We start from the raw sequence: 22,458 nt of genomic DNA on the forward strand, positions 1-22,458 counted from the left end.
GCAGCGCCTGCGCGAGGTCGAGGCCCAGGAGCCGGAGCCGATCGCGATCGTCGGCATGGCCTGCAGGTTCCCCGGCGGCATCCAGTCGCCGGAGGACCTCTGGGACCTGGTGGCCGGCGGTCGGGACGCCATCACGGACTTCCCGACCGACCGCGGCTGGGACATCGAGTCCCTGTACGACGCCGACCCCGACCAGCGGGGCACCTCGTACACCCGCGAAGGCGGATTCCTCGACGGCGTGGGCGAGTTCGACGCCGGCTTCTTCGGGATCAGCCCGCGCGAGACCCTCGGCATGGACCCGCAGCAGCGCCTGCTGCTCGAAACCTCCTGGGAGACCTTCGAGCGCGCCGGCCTCGACCCGGCGACCCTGCGCGGCAGCAAGGCCGGCGTGTTCATCGGCACCAACGGCCAGGACTACCCCGACCTGCTGCGCGACGGGGTCCCCCAGGGGGTCGAGCAGTACCTCCTGACCGGCAACGCCGCCAGCGTCGTCTCCGGCCGGCTCTCGTACACCTTCGGCCTCGAAGGCCCCGCCGTCACCGTCGACACCGCCTGCTCCGCCTCCCTCGTCGCCCTGCACCTCGCGGTGCAGGCGCTGCGCAACGGCGAGTGCACCATGGCCCTGGCCGGCGGTGTCACCCTCATGTCCAGCCCGCGCGCCTTCGTGCAGTTCAGCCGGCAGCGCGGACTCGCTCCCGACGGCCGGTGCAAGCCGTTCGCCGACGGCGCCGACGGCACCGGCTGGGGCGAGGGCGTCGGCATGCTCCTCGTGGAGAAGCTCGCCGACGCCCGCCGCAACGGCCACCCGGTGCTCGCCGTGGTCCGGGGCTCGGCGATCAACCAGGACGGTGCCTCCAACGGCCTCACCGCCCCCAACGGCCCCTCCCAGCAGCGCGTCATCCGCCAGGCGCTGACCAACGCCGGGCTCACCCCGGCGCAGGTCGACGTGGTCGAGGCGCACGGCACCGGCACCACCCTCGGCGACCCCATCGAGGCCCAGGCCATCCTGGCCACCTACGGCCAGAACCGGCCCGAGGGCCGGCCGTTGTGGCTGGGCTCCATCAAGTCCAACATCGGGCACACCCAGGCAGCCGCCGGTGTCGCGGGCATCATCAAGATGGTCCTCGCGATGGAGCACGGCGTCCTGCCCGAGTCCCTCCACATCGACCGGCCGTCGAGCGCCGTCGACTGGTCCACCGGCGACGTCGAACTGCTCTCCCGGGCCGTGCCGTGGCCCGAGACCGGTCAGCCGCGCCGCGCCGGCATCTCCTCCTTCGGCGTCAGTGGCACCAACGCCCACACCGTCATCGAGCAGGCCCCGCCCGCCGGCACCCCCGCGACGCCGGGGGAGACCCACACCACCGACGCCGGAGCCGGTCGGGCTTCGGCGGAAGGCGCCGGCGGGCCGGTGCCGCTGCTGGTGTCCGGCCACGGCGACGAGGGCCTGCGCGCCCAGGCCGGCCGGCTGGCCGCCCACCTGCGCGCCCACCCCGAACTCGCCGCCGACCCCGCTTCCCTCACCGACCTCGGCTTCTCCCTGGCCACCAGCCGCTCCGCGCTGGACCGCCGGGCCGTCCTGTTCGCCGACGGCCGGGAGCAGCTGCTCGCCGGCCTCGACGCGCTCGCCGCCGGCGAGCAGCCCCCGACCGCGGTCCTCGGCGCCGTCGGCGAGGGAAACACCGCCTTCCTGTTCACCGGCCAGGGCAGCCAGCGCCCCGGTATGACCCGCGAACTGTACGCCACCCACCCGGAGTTCGCCCGCGCCCTCGACGCGGTCCAGGCCGAACTCGACCGGCACCTCGAACGCCCCCTGTACGAGGTCCTGTTCGCCGCCGAAGGCACCCCCGAGGCGGCGCTGCTCGACGCCACCGCCTACACCCAGGCCGCCCTGTTCGCCGTCGAGGTCGCCCTCTACCGGCAGCTCGAACAGTGGGGCCTGACTGCCGACTTCCTCATCGGACACTCCATCGGCGAACTCGCCGCCGCCCATGTCTCCGGCGTCCTCACCCTGCCCGACGCGGCCGCCCTGGTGGCCGCCCGCGGTCGGCTGATGCAGGCCCTGCCCGCCGGCGGCGCGATGATCGCCGTCGAGGCGACCGAGGACGAGGTCACCCCGCTCCTCACCGACCGGGTGTCCATCGCCGCCGTCAACGGCCCCCGCTCGGTGGTCGTCTCCGGCGCCGAGGACGCGGCCACGGCCCTCGCCGAGACCCTGCGCGCCCGCGGCCGCCGCACCAAGCGGCTGACCGTCAGCCACGCCTTCCACTCCCCGCTCATGGACGACATGCTCGACGCGTTCCGGGAGGCCGCCGAGGCCGTCTCCTACGCGCCGCCCGTCATCCCGATCGTCTCCAACCTCACCGGCGCCTCCGTCACCGCCGAGGAGATCTGCACCCCCGACTACTGGGTCCGGCACGTCCGCGAGGCCGTCCGCTTCCTCGACGGGGTCCGCGGCCTCGCCGCGCTCGGCGTCACCACCTTCGTCGAGATCGGCCCCGGCGGCGTCCTCACCGCCCTGGCCCAGGACTGCCTCGCCGACCGCGAGGACGCCGTCTTCGTGCCCGCGCTGCGCGCCGACCGCCCCGAGCCGGCCGCGTTCGCCGCCGCCGTCGCCCAGGCCCACGCCCACGGCCTCGCCCTGGACTGGTCCGCCGTGTTCGCCGGCCGCGACGGCACCCGGATCGAGCTGCCCACCTACGCCTTCCAGCGCCGGCTGTACTGGCCCGAGCAGCCCACCGCCTGGACCGGCGACGTCACCGCCGCCGGCATCGGCTCCGCCGACCACCCGCTGCTCGGCGCGGCCATCGCCCTGGCCGACGGCGACGGCTACCTGTTCACCGGCCGGCTCTCCCTGGCCACCCACCCCTGGCTCGCCGACCACACGGTCATGGACACCGTGCTGCTGCCCGGCACCGCCTTCGTGGAACTCGCCCTCCAGGCCGGCGAGCACACCGGCTGCGAACTCCTCGACGAACTCACCCTCCAGGCCCCCCTGGCCCTGCCCCCGCACGGCGGCGTACAGATCCAGCTCGCCGTCGGAGCGCCCGATGCCGACGGCCGGCGCTCGCTGACCCTGCACTCCCGGCCCGAGGACGCCGCCGACGACACCTGGGGCGAAGGCGCCTGGACCCGGCACGCCACCGGCTTCCTCGCCCCCGCCGGCGCCCGCGACACCACGCGCACCGGCGCCGACCTGGCCGTCTGGCCGCCACAGGGCGCCACCGCCGTACCCGTGGACGGCCTCTACGACTACCTCACCGCCTCCGGATTCGCCTACGGGCCGGTCTTCCAGGGCCTGACCGCCGCCTGGCAGCGCGCCGACGAGGTCTTCGCCGAGGTTCGGCTGCCCGAGCAGGCGCACGCCGAGGCAGCCCTGTTCGGCCTGCACCCGGCCCTGCTGGACGCCGCCCTGCACTCCGTCGGCATGGGCTCCCTGCTGGAGGACACCGAGCACGGTCGACTGCCGTTCTCGTGGACCGGCGTCGCCCTGCACGCCGTCGGCGCCCGCGCCGTGCGCGTCCGCCTGGCCCCCGCCGGGCAGGACACCGTCTCCGTGGACCTGGCCGACGAGACCGGCGCGCCCGTCGCCTCCGTCGACGCCCTGCTGCTCCGCCCGGTCACCCCCGACCAGGTGCGGGCGGCCCGTACCGCCTTCCACGACTCGCTGTTCCGTGTCGAGTGGACCCCGCTGACCCTGCCCGCGGCCACCACCGTCGCCCCCGGCCAGTGGGCCCTGCTGGGCGAGGCCGGGGCCCGCTGCACCACCGTGCTGCCGACCGCCGCCGGGCACCTGGGGCTCGCCGAACTCGCCGCCGCCGTCGACTCCGGCGGGGTCCTCCCGCAGGCCGTCATCGTGCCCCTGCCCGCCGCCGGCGCCTCCCCGACCCCCGTCGACACCGCCCTGCCCGGCGCCGTCGCCGAGGCCCTGCACCACGCCCTCGACCTGGCCCAGGCCTGGCTCGCCGAGGACCGCTTCGCCGACTCCCGACTGGTGTTCGTCACCCACGGCGCCGTCGCCGGCGCCACCGGCTCCGACGTACCCGACCTGGCGCACGCCCCGCTGTGGGGCCTGCTGCGCTCGGCCCAGTCCGAGCACCCCGACCGGTTCGTCCTGCTCGACCTCGACGACCGCGACGAGTCCCTGCGCGCCCTGCCCGCCGCGCTGGCCACCGGCGAACCGCAGCTCGCCCTCCGCGAGGGCCGCGCCCTCGTCCCCCGGCTCGGCCGCGTCGCCGCCGTCCCCGCGTCCGAGGGCCTCCAGACCCGGCCGCTCGACACCGAGGGCACCGCCCTGGTCACCGGCGCCACCGGCACCCTCGGCGGGCTGGTCGCCCGACACCTGGTCACCGAGCACGGCGTCCGCCGCCTGCTGCTGACCAGCCGGCGCGGCGAAGCCGCCGCCGGCGCCCCCGAACTCCTGGCCGAGCTGCGCGCGCTGGGCGCCGAGGTCACCCTCGCCGCCTGCGACGCCGCCGACCGCGAGGCGCTCGCCGCGGTACTGGCCGGCGTACCGGCCGCCCACCCGCTGACCGCCGTCGTGCACACCGCCGGCGTCCTCGACGACGGCATCCTCGAAGCCCTCACCCCCGAGCGGATCGACCACGTCCTGCCCGCCAAGGTCGACGCGGCCGTGCACCTGCACGAGCTCACCCGCGACCTCGACCTCGCGGCCTTCGTGCTGTTCTCCGCCGCCGCCGGCACCCTCGGCGCCGCCGGCCAGGCCAACTACGCCGCCGCCAACACCTTCCTCGACGCCCTTGCCCAGCGCCGCCGCGCCGAGGGCCTGCCCGCCACCGCGCTCGCCTGGGGCCTGTGGGCCGAACGCAGCGGCATGACCGGCGACCTCGCCGACACCGACCTGGAGCGGATCTCCCGCGCCGGCGTCGCCGCGCTGTCCTCCGCCGAGGGCCTCGCCCTCATGGACACCGCCCGCGAGACCGGCGAGGCCACCGCCGTCCCCATGCACCTGGACCTGGCCGCACTCCGCCAGGCCGACGCGAGCATGGTCCCGCCGCTGCTGCACGGCCTGGTCCGGCCCGCCGCGCGCCGGACCGCCGCAACGCAGGGCGCCGCCCCCGCCGACGGCCTCGCCGAGCGGCTGCTGCCGCTGACCGCCGCCGAACGCGACCGGCTGCTGCTGGCCACCGTCCGCGTCCAGGTCGCCGCCGTCCTCGGCTTCCCCGGCCCCGACGCCGTCGACCCCGGCCGCGCCTTCAAGGAACTCGGCTTCGACTCGCTCACCGCCGTCGAACTGCGCAACCGCCTCGGCTCGGCCGCCGGCGTCCGGCTGCCCGCCACCCTCGTCTTCGACTACCCCACCCCGAACGCCCTCGCCGCGTTCCTGCGCACCGAACTCCTCGGCGACCAGGCGGCCTCCGCTCCCGCGGCCACCACGCCCGGCCCGGTCGTCGCCGACGAGCCCATCGCGATCGTCGCCATGGCCTGCCGCTACCCCGGCGGGGTCACCACCCCCGAGGAGCTGTGGCGGCTGGTCGCCGGCTCCGTCGACGCGATCTCCCCGTTCCCCACCGACCGCGGCTGGAACCTCGACGGCCTGTACGACTCCGACCCCGGCCGCGCCGGCACCTCGTACACCCGGAAGGGCGGCTTCCTGCACGACGCCGCCGACTTCGACCCGGACGTCTTCGGCATCAACCCGCGCGAGGCCCTCGCCATGGACCCGCACCAGCGGCTCCTGCTGGAGACCTCATGGGAGGCCTTCGAACGGGCCGGGCTCGACCCCGCCTCGCTGCGCGGCAGCCGTACCGGCGTCTTCGCCGGCGTCATGTACCACGACTACCTGACCCGGCTCCCGGCCGTTCCCGAGGGCCTGGAGGGCTACCTCGGCACCGGCACCGCCGGCAGCGTCGCCTCCGGCCGAATCTCCTACACCTTCGGCCTCGAAGGCCCCGCCGTCACCATCGACACGGCCTGTTCCTCCTCCCTGGTCGCCCTGCACCTGGCCGCGCAGGCGCTGCGCAGCGGCGAGTGCGACATGGCGCTCGCCGGCGGCGTCACCGTCATGTCCACCCCGGACACCTTCATCGACTTCAGCCGCCAGCGCGGCCTGTCCACCGACGGCCGCTGCAAGTCCTTCGCCGCCGACGCCGACGGCACCGGCTGGGCTGAGGGCGCCGGCATGATCCTCGTCGAGCGGCTCTCCGACGCCCGCCGCAACGGCCACCCGATCCTGGCCGTGGTCCGCGGCACCGCCGTCAACCAGGACGGCGCCTCCAACGGCCTCACCGCCCCCAACGGCCCCTCCCAGCAGCGGGTCATCCGCGAGGCCCTGACCCACGCCGGCCTGACCGCCGCCGACGTCGACGCCGTCGAGGCGCACGGCACCGGCACCACCCTCGGCGACCCCATCGAGGCACAGGCCCTGCTCGCCACCTACGGCCAGGGCCGCCCCGCCGACCGGCCGCTGCGCCTGGGCTCCATCAAGTCCAACATCGGCCACACCCAGGCCGCCGCGGGCGCCGCGGGCATCATCAAGATGGTCCAGGCGATACGCCACGGCGTCCTGCCGGCCTCGCTGCACATCGGTGAGCCCTCCCCGCACATCGACTGGACCGCCGGTGCCGTCTCCCTCCTCACCGAGCAGGCGGAGTGGCCCGAGACCGGCCGCCCGCGCCGCGCGGGCATCTCCTCCTTCGGCGTCAGCGGCACCAACGCGCACGTCATCATCGAGCAGCCGCCGGCCGACGAGGCCGGCGAGACCGGGACCGAGGCCGAGCCGGCCGAGGGCACCTCTGCGGGTACGCCGCTGCCGTTCGTGCTGTCCGGCCGCACCCCCGAGGCCCTGCGCGCCCAGGCCGCCCGGCTCGCCGTGCACGTCACCGACCACCCCGACGCGGCCCCGGCCGACCTCGCGTTCTCCCTGGCCACCACCCGCACCGCCCTGGACCGCCGGGCCGCCGTCGTCGCCGGCGACCGCGAAGAACTCCTCGCCGGACTCGCCGCCCTCGCCGAGGGCCGCGACGGCGCCCGGCTCGTCCGGCACGACACCGCCGACGGCCGGATCGCCGTGCTCTTCACCGGGCAGGGCAGCCAGCGCCCTGGCATGGGCCGCGAACTGTACGACACCCACCCGGCGTTCGCCGCCGCCCTGGACGAGGTCTGCGCCGCACTGGACCCGCATCTCGAACAGCCCCTCAAGGAGGTCCTGTTCGCCGAGGACGACCCCGAGGACGACGCACTCCTGAACCGGACCGGCTACACCCAGCCGGCCCTGTTCGCCCTGGAGACCGCGCTCTACCGGCTGGTCGAATCCTGGGGCCTGCGCCCCGACTTCGTCGCCGGCCACTCCATCGGCGAGATCACCGCCGCACACGTCGCCGGCGTCCTCACGCTGACCGACGCGGCCACCCTTGTCGCCGCCCGCGGCCGGCTGATGGAGCGGCTCCCCGAGGGCGGCGCGATGATCGCGCTGACCGCCCGCGAGGACGCGGTCCGGCCGCTGCTGGCCGGCCACGAGGGCCGGATCGGCATCGCCGCCGTCAACTCCGCCTCCAGTGTCGTCATTTCCGGCGAGGAGGCGCTCGCGCTGGAGATCGCCGCCGAGTTCGAGCGGCGCGGCCGGCAGACCAAGCGGCTCACCGTCAGCCACGCCTTCCACTCCCCGCTGATGGACGGCATGCTCGACGCCTTCCACGAGGTCGCCGCCTCCCTCACCTACCACGCGCCCACCATCCCCGTGGTCACGAACCTCACCGGCGCGATCGCGAACGACGAACTGCGCACCCCCGAGCACTGGGTGGCACACGTCCGCGAGGCCGTCCGCTTCCTCGACGGCATCCGCACCCTGGACGCCGAACGCGTCACCACCTACCTCGAACTGGGCCCGCAGGGCGTGCTGTCCGGCCTCGGCCGCGACTGCCTCACGGACCTGGACAGCCCGAACGACGCCGTGTTCGTCCCGGCCCTGCGCCGCGACCGCGGCGAGGCCGAGGCTCTGGCCGCCGCGATCGCCGCCGTCCACACCCGGGCCGTCCCGATCGACTGGCCCGCGTACTTCGCCGCGACCGGCGTCCGCCGCGTCGACCTGCCCACCTACGCCTTCCAGCGCCGCCGGTTCTGGCTCGAAGCTCCCGCCGGTTTCATCGGGGACGTCGAGTCGGCGGGTCTGGGCGCCGCCCACCATCCGCTGCTCGGTGCCGCCGTCCCGCTCGCCGACGGCGAGGGCTTCCTCTTCACCGGCCGCCTCTCCCTCGACACCCACCCCTGGCTGGCCGACCACGCCGTCATGGGCACCGTCCTGCTGCCCGGCACCGCCTTCGTCGAACTCGCCATCCGCGCCGGCGACCAGGCCGGCTGCGACCTCCTGGAAGAGCTCACCCTCGAAGCCCCGCTGGTCCTGGCCCCGCACGCGGCGGTCCGCCTCCAGATCGTGGTCGGCGCCCCCGACCGGGACGGCCGCCGCGCCCTGGACCTCTACTCCGGCGACCCCGACGCCGCCGAGGACGAGCCGTGGACCCGGCACGCCACCGGCGTCCTCGCCGTCGGCGCCCCGCGCCCCGCCTTCGACCTCACCGCCTGGCCCCCGCCCGGCGCCGAGGCCGTCACCGTCGAGGACCTCTACGAGCACCTCGGCCAGGGCGGTTTCGCCTACGGGCCCGTCTTCCAGGGCCTGCGGGCCGCCTGGACCCTCGGCGAGGACGTCTACGCCGAGGTCGCCCTCCCCGAGGACCGGCAGTCCGAGGCCGGCCGGTTCGGCCTGCACCCGGCCCTGCTCGACGCCGCCCTGCACGCCACCTTCGTCCAGCCGTCCCCCGACGGGGACCGCCAGGCCGGGCTGCCGTTCTCCTGGCGCGGCGTGTCCCTGCACGCCGTCGGCGCAGCCGCGCTGCGCGTCCGCCTCACCTCGAACGGCGAGGACACCCTCGCCCTCCAGCTGGCCGACACCACCGGCGCGCCCGTCGCCGCCGTCGAGCAGCTGATGGTCCGTCCGGTCTCCGCCGACCGGCTCGCCGGCGCCGCCCGCACCGCGCACCACGAGTCGCTGTTCCGCGTCGAGTGGGCCACCGTGCAACTGCCGTCCGACACCCCGGACAAGCAGCCCGGCTATGGCTGGGCGGCCCTCGGCACCGGCACCGGTCTGCCCGGCCGTGCCCACGCCGACCTGGCGGCGCTGGCCGCCGCCGTCGACGCGGGCGTACCGGCCCCCGCGTACGTCCTGGTGCCCTGCCCGGACGCGGACGCGGACGCGGACGTTGACGCCGACGGCGCCCACGCGCTGACCCCCGACGCCGTTCGCGCCGCCACCCACCGGGCCCTCGCCCTGGTGCAGGGCTGGCTCGCCGACGACCGGTTCGCCGCGTCCACCCTGGTGTTCGTCACCCGGGGCGCCGTCGCCACCCAGGGCGACTGGGACCTCGCCGACCCGGTCCACGCCCCCGTCTGGGGCCTGGTCCGCTCCGCGCAGTCGGAGAACCCCGACCGCTTCGTCCTCGCCGACCTCGACGGCACCGACACCGACCACACCCTCCTCGCCGCCGCCCTCGCCACCGGCGAGCCGCAGTTCGCGATCCGCCGCGGCACCGTCCACGCCCCCCGCCTGGCCCGGGTGCCGGCCGCCGGCCCGCTGACCCCGCCCGCCGACGGCTCCGCCTGGCGGATGGACATCGAGGACAAGGGCACACTCGACCACCTCACCCTGCTGCCCAGCCCCGAGTCCGAGGCCCCGCTGGAGCCCGGCCAGGTCCGCGTTGCCGTACGCGCCGCCGGCCTCAACTTCCGCGACGTCCTCAACGCCCTCGGCATGTACCCCGGCGACCCGGGCCTGATGGGCTCCGAAGGCGCCGGCATCGTCGTGGAGACCGGCCCCGGCGTCACCGACCTCGCCCCCGGCGACCGCGTCATGGGCATGCTGCCCGGCGCGTTCGGACCGCTGGCCGTCGTCGACCGCCGCATGATCGCCCCGATGCCCGAGGGCTGGACCTTCGCCGAGGCCGCCGCCGTACCGATCGTCTTCATGACGGCGTACTACGCCCTGCACGACCTCGCCGGCCTCCAGGGCGGCGAGACCCTCCTGGTGCACGCCGCCGCCGGTGGTGTCGGCATGGCCGCCGTCCAGCTGGCCCGCCACTGGGGCGCCGAGGTCTACGCCACCGCGAGCCCCGCCAAGTGGGACACCCTGCGCGGACTCGGCCTGACCGACGACAAGATCGCCTCCTCCCGCACCCTCGACTTCGAGGACACCTTCCGCACGGCCACCGAAGGCCGCGGTGTCGACGTGGTCCTGGACTCCCTCGCCCGCGAGTTCGTCGACGCCTCGCTGCGGCTGCTGCCGCGCGGCGGACGCTTCGTCGAGATGGGCAAGACCGACGTCCGCGACCCGCGCGAGGTCGCCGCCGCCCACCCCGGCGTCCGCTACCAGGCCTTCGACCTCACCGAAGCCGGCCTCGACCGCATCCAGGAGATGCTCACCGAGCTCCTCGGCCTGTTCCGGGCCGGCGCCCTGCGCCCGATCCCGGTCTCCTCCTGGGACCTGCGCCAGGCCCCGGAGGCCTTCCGCTACCTCAGTCAGGCCCGCCACACCGGCAAGATCGTCCTCACCGTGCCCGCCGAGTGGAACCCCGAGGGCACCGTCCTGATCACCGGCGGCACCGGCACCCTGGGCGCGCTCGTCGCCCGGCACGCCGTCACCGTCCGCGGCGCCCGCCGGCTGATCCTGACCAGCCGGCGCGGCGAGCGGGCCGCCGGCGCCCCCGAACTCGCCGCGGAACTGCGCGCCCTGGGCGCCGAGGTCACCATCGCCGCCTGCGATGCCGCCGACCGCGAGGCACTCGCCGCCCTGCTGGCCGGCATCCCCGCCGAGCACCCGCTGACCGCCGTCGTCCACACCGCCGGTGTCCTCGACGACGGCATCGCCGAGGCCCTCACCCCCGAGCGGATCGACCGCGTCCTGCGCCCCAAGGCCGACGCCGCCCTCCACCTGCACGAGCTGACCCGCCGCCTCGACCTGGCCGACTTCGTCCTCTTCTCCTCCGCCGCCGGCACCTTCGGCGGCGCCGGCCAGGCCAACTACGCGGCCGCGAACGTCTTCCTCGACGCCCTCGCCCGCCACCGCCAAGCCCACGGCCTGCCCGGCACCTCCCTCGGCTGGGGCCTGTGGGCCGAGGCCAGCGGCATGACCGGCGAGCTGGACACCGCCGACAAGGACCGGATGACCCGCTCCGGCGTCCTCGGCCTCTCCTCCGATGAGGGCCTCGGCCTGCTCGACACCGCGCACCGCACCGGCGACGCCCACCTCGTCCCCATGCAGCTCGACCTCGCGCCGCTGCGCCATGCCGACGCGAGCATGGTCCCCGCCCTGCTGCGCGGCCTGGTCCGCCCCGCCACCGCCCGCCGGGCCGTCGAGGCCGGCCCCGCCGGCACCGGAACCCCGTTGGTGGAGCAGCTCGTACGGCTCCCCGAAAGCGAGCGCGACGCCCTGCTGCTGGATCTCGTACGCGACCAGGTGGCGGCCGTCCTCGGCCACGCCACCCCGGACGCCGTCGAGCCCGGCCGCGCCTTCAAGGACCTCGGCTTCGACTCGCTGACCGCCGTCGAGTTCCGCAACCGGCTCGGCGCCACGGCCGGTGTCCGGCTGCCCGCCACCCTCGTCTTCGACTACCCGACCCCGACCGTCCTCGCCGGCTACCTCAAGGACGAACTCCTCGGCTCCGAAGCGGCCGCCGCCGCTGCCGCCCTCCCGCGCCACCCGGCCGGCACCGGCACGGAGGCCGACGACCCCATCGCCATCGTCGCCATGACCTGCCGCTTCCCCGGCGGCGTCCGCAGCCCCGAGGACCTGTGGGAGCTGCTCGCCGAGGGCCGCGACGGCATCGCCCACCTGCCCGCCGACCGAGGCTGGGACACCGAGGCGCTCTACGACCCCGACCCGGACAACCCCGGCACCTCGTACGCCCGCGAAGGCGGCTTCGTCTACGACGCCCACCACTTCGACCCCGCGTTCTTCGGCATCAACCCGCGCGAGGCCCTGGCCATGGACCCGCAGCAGCGGCTGCTGCTGGAGACCTCCTGGGAGGCCTTCGAGCGGGCCGGCATCGACCCGACAGGCCTGCGCGGACAGCAGGTCGGCGTGTTCGTCGGCCAGATGCACAACGACTACGTCTCCCGCCTGGAAACCGTCCCCGAGGGCGTCGAGGGCTACCTCGGCACCGGCGGCTCCAGCAGCATCGCCTCCGGCCGCGTCTCCTACACCTTCGGCTTCGAGGGCCCGGCCGTCACCGTCGACACCGCCTGCTCCTCCTCCCTGGTCGCCCTGCACCTCGCGGCGCAGGCCCTGCGGGCCGGCGAGTGCTCGCTCGCCCTCGCCGGCGGCGTCACCATCATCACCACCCCCGACGTCTTCACCGAGTTCAGCCGGCAGCGCGGCCTCGCCGCCGACGGCCGCTGCAAGCCGTTCGCCGCCGCCGCCGACGGCACCGCCTGGGGCGAAGGCGTCGGCATGCTGCTCGTCGAGCGCCTGTCGGACGCCCGCCGCAACGGCCACCAGGTCCTCGCGGTGGTCCGCGGCACCGCCGTCAACCAGGACGGTGCGAGCAACGGCCTGACCGCCCCCAACGGCCCCTCCCAGCAGCGGGTCATCCGCCAGGCCCTGGCCAACGCCCGGCTGTCCACCGCCGAGGTGGACGCCGTGGAGGCCCACGGCACGGGCACCCGGCTCGGCGACCCGATCGAGGCCCAGGCCCTGCTCGCCACCTACGGCCAGGACCGGCCCGAGGACAGCCCGCTGTGGCTGGGCTCCATCAAGTCCAACTTCGGCCACACGCAGGCCGCGGCCGGCGTCGCGGGCGTCATCAAGATGGTCCAGGCGATGCGCCACGGCATCCTGCCCCGGACCCTGCACGTGGACGAGCCGTCCCCGCACGTCGACTGGTCGGCGGGCGCGGTCTCTCTGCTCACCGAGCAGCGCCCGTGGCCCGAGACCGGCCGTCCGCGCCGCGCCGGCGTCTCCTCCTTCGGCATGAGCGGTACCAACGCCCACGCCATCGTGGAACTCCCGGAGAGCGCTGACGTCCCGGAGGCCCCGTCGGCCCCGGCCGCCATGCTCCCGTGGCACCTGACCGCCCGTACGCCCGACGGCGTGCGCGCCCAGGCCGAGCGGCTCCTGGCCCACCTGGACGCGGACCCGGCGTCTCAGCCCGCCGACATCGGGCTCTCCCTGGCGACCACCCGGGCCGTCTTCGAGCACCGCGCCACGGTGGTCGCGGCGGACCGCGAGGGCTTCCGCACCGGCCTGGCGGCCCTCGCCGAGGGCCGGTCGGCGGCCGGACTGGTCCAGGGCTCGGCGACGGCGGGCGGGAAGCTCGCCTTCCTGTTCACCGGACAGGGCAGCCAGCGCCTGGGCATGGGCCGTGAACTGTACGAGACCTACCCGGTGTTCGCGGCGGCGCTGGACCGGGTGTGTGAGCTGCTCGACCTCGAACTGCCGCTGAGGGACGTGCTGTTCGGTTCGGACGAGGCGCTGCTGAACGAGACGGCGTACACGCAGCCGGCGCTGTTCGCGGTGGAGGTGGCGCTGTTCCGGCTGGTCGAGTCGTGGGGGGTGAAGCCGGACTTCCTGTCCGGTCACTCCATCGGTGAGATCGCCGCCGCGCATGTCGCGGGTGTCTTCTCGCTGGAGGATGCCTGCGCTCTGGTTGCTGCCCGCGGTCGCCTGATGCAGGCGCTGCCTTCCGGCGGTGTGATGATCGCGGTGGAGGCGTCGGAGGACGAGGTTCTGCCGTTGCTCACCGGGGGCGTGAGCATCGCCGCGGTCAACGGCCCTCGGTCGGTTGTCATCGCGGGTGACGAGGGTGCGGCGCTCGCGATCGCGGCGGACTTCGAGAAGCTTGGCCGCAAGTCCAAGCACCTGACGGTCAGTCACGCCTTCCACTCGCCGCACATGGACGGCATGCTGGAGGACTTCCGCAACGTCGCCGAGAGGCTGACGTACGCCGCCCCGCGCATCCCGGTCGTGTCGAACCTGACCGGTGCCCCGGTCACCGACGAGATGGGTTCGGCCGAGTTCTGGGTCCGGCACGTCCGCGAGGCGGTCCGCTTCCTCGACGGTGTGCGGGCGCTTGAGGCCGCCGGCGTCACCACGTACGTCGAACTAGGCCCGGACGGTGTGCTGTCCGCGATGGCCCAGACCTGCCTGACCGACGACACCGGCTCCGCCGCCTTCGCACCCGCCCTGCGCGACGGACGCGACGAGGCCGAAACCCTGCTCGCGGCGGTCTCCACCGCTTACGTGCGCGGCACCGCCGTCGACTGGCCTGCGTTCTACGCGCCGCTCGGGGGCCGGCGCGTCGACCTGCCGACGTACGCCTTCCAGCGCACCCTGTATTGGCTCGACTCGGGCCGCGCGGACGGCGATGTCACCGCTGCCGGACTCGGTACCGCCGACCATCCGCTGCTCGGCGCCGAGGTCCAGCTGCCCGACTCCGACGGCCACCTGTTCACCGGCCGACTGTCGCTGACCACCCACCCCTGGCTCGGGGACCACCGCGTCATGGGCGCGGCCCTGCTGCCAGGCACGGCCTTCGTGGAGCTCGCGCTCCGGGCCGGCGAGCACCTCGGCTGCGACCTGGTCGACGAACTCACCCTGGAGGCACCGCTGGTGCTGCCCGAGCAGGGCGGCGTACAGCTGCGGCTCTCCGTCGGAGCCGCCGACCCGGCAGGCCGGCGCCGCGGCCTTGCCCTGCACTCCCGCCCCGAGGGCGTGGACCCGGACGCCCCGTGGACGCGGCACGCCGTCGGCGTGCTCACGGCCGGGGCCGACCCGGCCCCGCAGGGCCTCACCGAGTGGCCGCCGGCCGGGGCGGAAGCCGTCCCGGTGGAGGGCCTGTACGAGGGCCTCGCGGACTCCGGCTTCGGATACGGGCCGGTGTTCCAGGGCCTGCGCGCCGCCTGGCGGCGCGAGGACGCGTACTACGCCGAGGTCGCGCTGCCCGCCGGCGCGGCCGACGAGGCCGCACGGTTCGGCCTCCACCCGGCCCTGCTCGACGCGGCCCTGCACGCGCTCGGCCTCGGCACCGCGCAGGCCGGTGGCGGGGAAGGCCGCCTGCCGTTCTCCTGGACCGGGGTCCGGCTGCACGCGGTCGGAGCCACCGAGCTCCGGGTCCGCCTGGCCACCGCCCGCACCGGCGAGGTGGCCCTGACCATCGCCGACGCCGGCGGAGCGCCGGTCGCCTCGGTCGCCGGCCTGGCCCTGCGCGCCGTCGGCCGCGACCAGCTGAGCACCGGGCCCGACCTGACCCGCGACGCGCTGTTCCGGGTGGCGTGGGCCGAGTCGGCCGCACCGGCCGGCAGCTTCGAGGACTGGGCGATGTGGGGTGAGGGCGACGGGACCGCCGCCGTCTCGGTGGTGTCCTGCCTGGAGCCGACCGACGGGGACGGGGACCTGGCTGCCGCGGTGCACCGGGAGACCGGCCGGGTGCTGGACCTGCTGAAGGAGTGGACGGCCGACGAGGCGTCCGCGGACGCGCGGCTGGTGTTCTTGACCCGGGGTGCGGTCGAGGCCGTACCGGGCGAGGGCGTGACGGACCTGGTGCACGCCCCGATCTGGGGCCTGGTGCGCTCGGCACGGTCGGAGAACCCGGGCCGGTTTGTCCTGGTCGACGTCGACATCGACGCCGGGACCGATCTCGCGGACGCCCTGTCGGCCGCCCTGGCCTCGGGCGAGTCCGAGGTGGCCGTACGCGACGGCGCCGTGCTGGTGCCGAGGCTGGCGCGGGCGGCGATTGCTGCCGACACGGCCGCCCCGGAGTGGGATGCCGAGGGCACGGTGCTGGTCACCGGTGCGAGCGGTTCGCTGGGCGGCCTGTTCGCCCGTCATCTGGTCACCGAGCGCGGTGTGCGCCGTCTGCTGCTCGTCAGCCGGCGGGGTGCTGCGGCCGAGGGCGCCGAGGCACTTGCCGCCGAACTGACCGGCCTGGGCGCCGAGGTGTCATGGGCGGCCTGCGACGTGGCCGACCGGGGCGCGCTGGCCGCCGTCCTGGCGGGCATCCCCGCCGAGCACCCGCTGACGGCGGTCGTGCACACGGCCGGCGTGCTGGACGACGGCGTGGTCGGCTCGCTGACTGCCGAGCGCCTGTTGGCGGTCCTGCGCCCGAAGACGGACGCGGCCTGGCACCTGCACGAGCTCACCCGGGACCTCGACCTCTCCGCGTTCGTGCTCTTCTCCTCCGCGGCCGGCGTGTTCGGTGGTGCCGGACAAGCCAACTACGCGGCGGCCAACACCTTCCTGGACGCCCTCGCCGCCCACCGCCGGGCCCACGGCCTGGCGGGCACCTCGCTGGCCTGGGGCCTGTGGACCGGCGTCGGCGGCATGGGCGAGGACCTGGCCGACGGCGACCGCGAGCGGATCAACCGCGGCGGCATCACCGCCCTCGCCCCGGAGACCGGCCTCGCCCTCTTCGACGCGGCCCCGCGCACCGCCGACCCACTGCTGGTGGCCCTCCCGCTCGACCTGGCCGCCCTGCGCGCCCAGGCACGCGCCGGCATGGTCCCCGACCTGCTGCGCGGCCTGGTCCGCGTGCCGGCGCGCCGCGCGGCGGGCCCGGCCGGCCCGGCCGACGGCTCCGCGCTGCGGACCCGGCTGGCCGGACTGCCCGCCGTCGAGCGGGAGCAGGCTCTGCTGGACACCGTCCGGGCCGAGGTGGCCGCCGTACTCGGTCATGCCTCCACCGACGAGGTGCCGGCCGACCGGGCGTTCAAGGAGCTCGGCTTCGACTCCCTGACCTCCGTCGAGCTGCGCAACCGCCTCGGCGCCGCCACCGGCGAACGGCTGCCCGCCACGCTCGTCTTCGACTACCCCACGCCGATCGCCCTCGCCACCTACCTGCGGACCGAGGTCCTGGGCCTGACCGGGGAAGGGGAAGGGGACGGGGAGACGGCCGGTGCCGCCGGCGCCCTGCCGGTCTCGCTCGGCGCCACGCTGCACGACGAACCGATCGCGATCGTCGGCATGAGCTGCCGCTACCCCGGCGGGGTCGAGACCCCCGAGGACCTGTGGCGCCTGGTGGTCGGCGGCGTCGACGCCATCTCGGAGTTCCCGCAGGGCCGCGGCTGGGACCTGGAGTCGCTGTACGACCCGGACCCGGACGGCAAGGGCACCAGCTACACCCGCTCCGGCGGCTTCCTGCACGACGCGGGCCGGTTCGACCCGGCGTTCTTCGGGATCTCGCCGCGCGAGGCCGTGGCCATGGACCCGCAGCAGCGGCTGCTGCTGGAGACCTCCTGGGAGGCCTTCGAGCGGGCCGGCATCGACCCCGCCACGATGCGCGGCAGCCGGACCGGCGTGTTCGCGGGCATCATGTACCACGACTACGCCACCCGGATCACCTCCGTCCCGGACGGCGTCGAGGGCTACCTCGGCACCGGCAACTCCGGCAGCATCGCCTCCGGCCGCGTCTCCTACGCCTTCGGCCTGGAGGGCCCGGCCGTCACCGTCGACACCGCCTGCTCCTCCTCCCTCGTCGCCTTGCACTGGGCGATCCAGGCCCTGCGCAACGGCGAATGCAGCATGGCCCTGGCCGGCGGCGTCACGGTCATGTCGACCCCCGGCACCTTCACCGAGTTCAGCCGCCAGCGCGGACTGGCCGCCGACGGCCGCATCAAGTCCTTCGCCGCCGCCGCCGACGGCACCAGCTGGGCCGAGGGCGCGGGCATGCTGCTCGTGGAACGCCTCTCGGACGCCCGCCGCAACGGGCACCCGGTGCTCGCCGTGGTCCGCGGCTCGGCCATCAACCAGGACGGCGCCTCCAACGGCCTGACCGCCCCCAACGGCCCCTCCCAGCAGCGGGTCATCCGGCAGGCCCTGGCCTCCGGCGGACTGACCAGCGACCAGATCGACGTGGTCGAGGCGCACGGCACCGGCACCACCCTCGGCGACCCGATCGAGGCGCAGGCCCTGCTGGCCACCTACGGTCGCGAGCGGGCGGCGGACGAACCGCTCTGGCTGGGCTCGATCAAGTCCAACATGGGCCACACCCAGGCCGCCGCCGGTGTCGCCGGCGTGATCAAGATGATCATGGCGATGCGCCACGGGGTCCTGCCCAAGACCCTGCACGTGGACGCGCCCACCCCGCACGTGGACTGGGAGGACGGCGCGGTCACGCTGCTGACCGAGTCCGTTCCGTGGCCGGCGACCGGTCGTCCGCGCCGCGCCGGTGTGTCCTCGTTCGGCATCAGCGGCACGAACGCGCACACGATCATCGAGCAGGCCCCGGCCGACGTCGCCGCGACCGCCGCACACGAGGGCGGCGGCACGGCGCCGGAGCAGGCGCCGACCTCCCGGCCGTCCCTGACGTCCCTGCCGTACGTCCTGTCCGCGAAGTCGGCGGAGGCGCTCCGCGCCCAGGCCGCCCGCCTGCGCGCCCACCTGACGGACACCGCCGAAGTCGGTGCCGCGGACCTGGCCTGCTCGCTGGCCACCCGGCGCGCCGCCTTCGACCACCGCGCGGTGCTCGTCGCCGGAGACCGTGAGGAACTGCTGCGCGGCCTGACCGCGTTGGAGAACGGCGACCCGGCCACCGGGATCTCACGGGACACCATCGGCGCCACGGGCGCCGGAAAGCTCGCCTTCCTCTTCACCGGCCAGGGCAGCCAGCGCCTCGGCATGGGCCGCGAACTGTACGACACCCACCCGGTGTTCGCGCAGGCCCTGGACGCGGTGTGCGGCCGGCTGGACGGCCTGCTCGAACTCCCGCTCAAGGAGGTGCTGTTCGGCACGGACGAGGAGCTGCTGAACCGGACGGCCTTCACCCAGCCGGCACTCTTCGCCGTCGAGGTGGCGCTGTTCCGCCTCGTGGAGAGCTGGGGCCTGCGCCCCGACTTCCTCTCCGGTCACTCCATCGGCGAGATCGCCGCCGCGCACGTCGCCGGTGTGCTGTCGCTGGGCGATGCCTGCACCCTGGTGGCCGCCCGCGGCCGGCTGATGCAGGCCCTGCCCACCGGCGGCGTGATGATCGCGATCCAGGCCGCGGAGGACGAGGTCCTGCCGCTGCTCACCGAAGGCGTGGACATCGCCGCCGTCAACGGCCCGCGCTCGGTGGTCATCGCGGGTGATCAGGACGCGGCCCTCGCCATCGCGGCCGAGTTCGAGGAGCGCGGCCGCAAGACCAAGCGCCTCACCGTCAGCCACGCCTTCCACTCCCCGCACATGGACGGCATGCTGGCCGACTTCCGCAAGGTCGCCGAGGACCTCTCCTACGCCGCCCCGCGCATCCCGATCGTCTCCAACCTCACCGGCGCCCCGGTCACCGACGAGATGGGCTCCGCCGAGTTCTGGGTCCGGCACGTCCGCGAGGCCGTCCGCTTCCTCGACGGCATCCGCGCCCTCGAAACGGCCGGCGTTACCACCTACCTCGAACTCGGTCCCGACGGAGTGCTCTCCGCCATGGCCCAGGACTGCCTCACCGAGCAGGACGCGGCCCGCTTCGCGCCCGCCCTGCGCACCGGCCGCCCCGAGCCCGAGACCCTGAACAGCGCCCTCGCGCACGCCCACACCCGTGGCGCCGGTGTGGACTGGGACGCCTACTTCGCCCCGACCGGCGCCCGCCAGGTCGAACTCCCCACCTACGCCTTCCAGCGCGACTGGTACTGGCTCGACTCCGCCATGGGCGGCCGGCACACCCCGGGCGACCCCACAGGCCTCGGCCTCGGGACCACCGACCACCCGCTCCTCGGCGCGGCCGTCGAACTGCCCGACTCGGACGGGTTCCTGTTCACCGGCCGACTGTCCACCGCCACCCACCCGTGGCTCGCGGACCACGCCGTCCTCGGCTCGGTCCTGCTGCCCGGCACGGCCTTCGTGGAGCTCGCAGTCCGCGCCGGCGACCAGGTCGGCTACGAGGTCCTGGAGGAACTGACCCTCCAGGCCCCGCTCGTCCTCACCGAGGGCGGCGCCGTCCAGCTCCGCGTCTCCGTCGCCGAGGCCGACGACTCCGGCCGACGCGCCCTGGCGCTGTACTCCCGTGCCGAGGACGGCCCCGCCGACGAGCCCTGGACCCGGCACGCCACCGGCCTCCTCGCGGCCGGCCCCGCCGCCACGGCCACCGCGTCGTCCGACCTCACGGCCTGGCCGCCGGCCGGCGCCGAACCGGTCGACCTCGACGGCCTCTACGACGGCCTCGCCGCCGCCGGCTTCGACTACGGCCCCGCCTTCCAGGGCCTGCGCGCGGCCTGGCTGCACGGCGACGCCGTGTACGCCGAGGTGGGCCTGGACGAGGAGACCGCGGAGACCGCCGACTGGTTCGGCCTCCACCCGGCCCTCCTCGACGCCACCCTGCACGCCGCCGGACTCGGCACCCTCGTCGAGAACACCGGCCAGGGCCGACTGCCCTTCGCCTGGACCGGTGTCCGGCTGCACGCCGCCGGCGCCGCCGCGGTACGGGTCCGCCTGGCCCCGGCCGGCCGCGACGCCGTCTCGCTGGAGCTCGCCGACCCGACCGGCGCCCCCGTCGCCAGGGTCGAGTCGCTCGCGCTGCGGGCCGTCTCGCCCGACCAGATCGGCGCCGCGCGCGGCGGCCGCCAGGACTCGCTGTTCCAGGTCGAGTGGACCCCCGTTCCCCTCACCTCGGTGTCCGCCGCCGAGCAGCGCCCCTGGGCCCTGATCGCGGACGGCCGCCACTCCGGGCTCGACGCCGTGGGCGTGCGCCACGAGGCCCACGACTCCCTCGCGTCGCTCTCGGACCCGGTGACGGTGTGCGTCCCGCTCTCCCCGCCGGCCGACCAGGCCGACGTGGCGGGCGCCGTGCACGCCGAGAGTGGACGGATCCTGGCGCTTCTTCAGGAATGGCTGTCGGACGAGAAGTTCGCCGATTCGCGGCTGGTGTTCCTGACCCGGGGCGCGGTGGCCGCCGTACCGGGTGAGGGTCCGTCGGACCTGGTGCACGCCCCGGTGTGGGGCCTGGTGCGCTCGGCGCAGTCGGAGAACCCGGGCCGGATCGTCCTGGTCGACACCGACGGCACGGACGCCTCCTCCCGGGCGCTGCCCGCCGTACTGGCCTCAGGCGAGTCGGAGGTGGCGGTGCGCGGCGGTTCGGTGCTGGTGCCGAGGCTGGTGCGGGCGGGGGTTGCTGCCGATACGGCCGCCGCGGCGTGGGATGCGGCCGGCACGGTGTTGGTGACGGGCGCGAGTGGTTCGCTGGGCGGGCTGTTTGCCCGGCACCTGGTGGTCGAGCGCGGGGTACGTCACCTGCTGCTTGTCAGCCGTCGTGGTGAGGCCGCTGAGGGTGCGGCTGAGCTGGCGGGGGAGCTGTCCGGTCTGGGTGCGGAGGTCGCCTGGGCGGCGTGTGATGTGGCCGACCGCGAGGCGCTGGCCGCCGTTCTGGCGGGCATCCCTGCCGAGCACCCGCTGACGGCTGTGGTGCATACGGCCGGTGTGCTGGACGACGGCGTCATCGGGTCGTTGACGGCTGAGCGGCTGTCGGCGGTGCTGCGTCCGAAGGTGGACGCGGCCTGGAACCTGCATGAGCTGACGGCGGGGCTGGACCTGTCCGCGTTCGTGCTCTTCTCCTCCGCTGCCGGTGTGTTCGGCGGTGCCGGTCAGGCCAACTACGCGGCGGCCAACACCTTCCTGGACGCGCTGGCCGCCCACCGCACGGCGCAGGGCCTGGCGGGTACCTCGCTGGCCTGGGGTCTGTGGGCCGAGGTCGGCGGTATGGGCGGCACGCTGGACGCCGACGAGGTCTCGCGCCTCGGCCGGGGTGGCGTGAATGCCCTGACCGCCGCCGAGGGCGTGGCCCTGTTCGACGCCGCTGCGGCCGCCGAGCAGTCGCTCCTCGTCCCGGTCAAGCTCAACCTGGCCGCCCTGCGGGCCCAGGCGGGCAGCGGGATGCTCCCGCCGCTGCTCTCCGGCCTGGTACGTACGCCCGTACGCCGGGTCGCCGGCGGCACCGCCCCCGGTGCGGACGGTGGATCCGGGCTGCGCGAGCGCCTCTCCGGGCTGTCGCCGGCCGCACGGGACGAGGCTCTGCTGGAGCTGGTCTGCGGATACGTCGCGGGGGTCCTCGGCTTCGCCGGGCCCGAAGCGGTCGACCCGGCACGGTCGTTCAACGAGGTCGGCTTCGACTCGCTCACTGCCGTCGAGCTCCGCAACCGGCTCGGTGCCGCCACCGGCGTACGCCTGCCCGCCACCCTCGTCTTCGACTACCCGACGCCGACGGCGCTGGTGGACTACCTGCGGGACGAGCTCTGGCAGGACGGCGCGGCGGCCGTGCCCCCGCTGCTCGCCGAGCTGGACCGGATGGAGAAGACGCTCGTCACCTCCACGCCCGACACCGCCGGCCGCGACCGCATCACCGAGCGCCTCCAGGCACTCCTCGCCGCCTGGAGCGAGGCCGGCGCGGCGGCGGGCACGCCCGCCGACGCCGACGGCGCCGATGTGGCCGAGGCACTGGAGAGCGCGACCGACGACGACCTCTTCGACTTCATCGGCAAGGAGTTCGGCATCTCATGACG

Annotated in this window: 1 protein-coding gene; it reads left to right on the forward strand. The window is 75.3% G+C overall.

Features of this window, described 5'->3' with window-relative positions; genetic code table 11:
• Positions 1-46: 46 nt before the first annotated feature.
• Positions 47-22,456 carry an SDR family NAD(P)-dependent oxidoreductase gene (locus AC0699_RS31945; RefSeq protein WP_478667432.1) on the forward strand — a complete coding sequence of 7,470 codons (22,410 nt, stop codon included), beginning with the start codon at positions 47-49 and terminating at the stop codon, positions 22,454-22,456.
• Positions 22,457-22,458 lie beyond the last annotated feature (2 nt).

This window comes from Streptomyces sp. NPDC043870, assembly GCF_056435785.1.